The sequence below is a fragment of the Moorena sp. genome, from assembly GCF_982860115.1.
Genome location: NZ_CEYLVT010000426.1, coordinates 1 through 2,709, shown reverse-complemented (window position 1 = coordinate 2,709; position 2,709 = coordinate 1). Strand labels below are relative to the sequence as shown.

The 2,709-nt window shown below is 41.8% G+C and carries 4 protein-coding genes; 2 read left to right on the top strand and 2 right to left on the bottom strand.

Annotation, left to right across the window (positions count from 1 at the left end; genetic code table 11):
• On the bottom strand, positions 1-930 hold a 930-nt coding region (locus AC4II3_RS32355), incomplete at its 3' end, for an alpha/beta fold hydrolase (RefSeq protein WP_488016966.1).
• A 291-nt stretch (positions 931-1,221) separates the two neighbouring features.
• Between AC4II3_RS32355 and AC4II3_RS32350 the strand changes: the two genes are divergently transcribed.
• On the top strand, positions 1,222-1,710 hold the full coding sequence (locus AC4II3_RS32350; RefSeq protein ID WP_293106325.1) for a hypothetical protein: 489 nt from the start codon (positions 1,222-1,224) through the stop codon (positions 1,708-1,710).
• Positions 1,711-1,854: 144 nt separating this feature from the next.
• Entirely contained in the window at positions 1,855-2,211 is a 357-nt protein-coding gene (locus tag AC4II3_RS32345) for a hypothetical protein (RefSeq protein WP_488016968.1), read from the top strand.
• A 376-nt stretch (positions 2,212-2,587) separates the two neighbouring features.
• Here the strand turns inward: AC4II3_RS32345 and AC4II3_RS32340 are convergent.
• Positions 2,588-2,709: CU044_2847 family protein (locus AC4II3_RS32340; protein ID WP_488029837.1), on the bottom strand; the 122-nt coding region annotated here is incomplete at its 5' end.

Below are 2,709 nucleotides of genomic sequence, written 5' to 3'. Positions count from 1 at the left end.
GACAACTTTTACAAACTCATAGGTTGACTCATAAGGCAAAACATTACGACCAGGAATTTTACCACCTTCACCTTGAGGAAGATGCTTGATATACTGAGCTAGTCGGTCTTCTGGTGTTTCAGATTTCCCCAGCTTACTAATACTTGAAGCTTGCTCTCCTACTACTACTAGGGTAGGTTGAGACGTATTAGCGATCGCCTGTTGATAGTTTTGTCGCCAAAAGCCAGCCAAAAAAGAAAAAACTGCATAGCGGCTAGCTGGATTAATTGCTCCCTTTTGGAGATTATCTAACCATTCGTTATCTACTGTAGAACTCTCAGCAAACAGTTTATCTTCCGAAAACTTTTGCAGGAATTGACGGCGACGAGCATAACGAAAGAAGGCACTACCTAAAGGAGATTCGAGGAGATTCCAAGCAACTCGCTGCTGCCAGTATTGAGTTTCTGCTGTCATCAGAGACCAAGACGGAGGACCTGAGAGTACTAACCCTTGAATATAATTTGGTTCAGTTTGCTTTTGGATCAAGGTAAGTGCCACAGGTAATAAAGCCCCTTGCACTAGCAGAATCACCGGTTTTTTGACTACAGTTGTTAAAAAATATTGTAACTGGTCAGCCCAATCGATAGGGTAGTAAGCAACAGGGGGCATTTCGCTTTCACCACATCCTAGCAAGTCGGGATTATAAATTAGATGACCATCGCCAGTGTTCAACCACTCCTGGCAAAAGCGATGCCAAAAAAAGCGTGATAGTCCAACACCAATAGGATGGACTAATAGTAGAGGATTTTTCGTCTTAGCACTGTCATCTGTTGGGGTATAGACTTCATAGGCACAACGGTAATTATGCCAAGTGTAGAATTCTTCTTTATGTAAGGATTTTTGCCAATTATCTGTATTGGGCGAACTGGAAGTAGAAGAGTTCAATGCCATCTCAAATCCCTCAAAAGTATTGTGGGTATTATAGCAATTCTAAAACTCATGAAGTACAAATTTATGGGTTTTAGGGAGCAGGGACTTCGGAGCAGGGACTTCGGAGCAGAGAATAGTGAATAAGTCAAAACAATGTGTACCTCATAGTTATGATAAACGCTATTAGGTTTGAGCTTTGTTGTCACCCCGTGAGCCGTTGCCCTGAAAAACTTTTAGCCCTGTGATTATTTTTTCTGACCACAGTAAATCACAGCAGTAAGTAGTAGGAGGAAACTCAATCAGACATACATTATGATTTTCTCCAACAAACTCACCGCTCCCCTGATTGGTTTGACTGTGCTCTCTGCTGGCGCTGCTGAGGCTCAGAGCACCTGGGATTACGAGCAAGAGTACTTGAACCAAAACAGCCAAGTTCCAACCCCTCACCTGGCTTTTATAAAGCCTATAACCCAATCTTCCAGTGATTTGACCATTGAGTACGCCCTAGTAGACGAGGCCGATGGCAAAAGTACCTTCGACTACCTGATCATTCGGGAGTCACGAGCCACTCAAACTTGGGGAGTTATCGGGGACATTGTCCTGGGAAGACCAAACCATCAAGACACTATCGACAACAGCCAAGACGGTTTCATCACTTTCACTGAGCATTTTTCCTGGCAAGACGACAAGAATATGTACCATATCGAATGGGTAGATTTTCCTGAGATGAACTTCACTCTGAATGTCTACCAAAAAGCTACTGGTAAATGCTTGTATGAAAATCACTTTGGCAATCCCTAGTATTCCACACAGGTCCACCTTTGTCAAAAGTGGATGGGGTTGGAGAGCTTTTTTAAGGATGAAACCCCACCCAAGTCAACGTTTCAAACCTTTTGTCCTGTACTGAGAAAGCCGACAAACTTACAGCAAACCTATAACGATATTATGAATAAAGTCGAAATCTACATTCAACTAGGTAGCCAGGAAATCAAATATCTCGAAGAGGACTTCAGCAAATATACTTCCGTTGAAGTTTTTTACAATGCAGCAATCCACACACTGTACTGGGACAATCACTCAAAATACGAGAGAAATGAACACATCAAAAACTCCAAGATCAAAAAAATAACCCTTGAGGAGCTTCACAATGGACTTAGAGGTGTAAGCGAAGTGAATTGTTTCAATTTTGACTTCAAAGATGCTACAGAGCAATATTCGCTTTACAGCGATTGGAACATCGTTGAATTTGTCTTTAAAACCAAAACTAAAATCCACTTCTTTTCTTGGTCAACTTCTGAGTAACTCAACCTCAGCTTCTTTTGCCATCTAATACCAAAGAAAAAAAACAACTGTGTCGTCACCGCGACACAGCCCACATAAAACCAGCTCTCCCAGAACCAAACTGACACAAATCCATTATAAAAAAGCAAAACGCCATTATCAATTCCAGTAGAAATTATTTGGAACCTAATTTACATAATGCTAATTGACAGGAGGCTAATTTTTAAAATGCATTCGCTCTCTTTGAACATGGGATTCTGCAGAGCCGACTCTTCGCGATGAAGCGTTTCGGCAAAGCCTCCGCTACGCGAACGCAAAGCGTGGCCTTTGGCCTCAGCTTCCGCTAAAAGCGATGAAGCAAAGCTTCCGCCAAAGGCGATCGCGTAATTTTTCTTAACTAAGTTTGATTTTTAATTGGCTTAGGAAGCTCACACTCTACTGTTATTTTAAGATTACTTTTAGCAGTGCCTTTGGTAACATAAGGAATCCCCGCTTCTCCCCCTAATTCAATCCCAAATT

Excerpts from the sequence above, each read along its gene's own strand:
- AC4II3_RS32350 (WP_293106325.1), top strand. The coding sequence starts at position 1,222 with ATGATTTTCTCCAACAAACTCACCGCTCCCCTGATTGGTTTGACTGTG.
- AC4II3_RS32345 (WP_488016968.1), top strand. The coding sequence starts at position 1,855 with ATGAATAAAGTCGAAATCTACATTCAACTAGGTAGCCAGGAAATCAAA.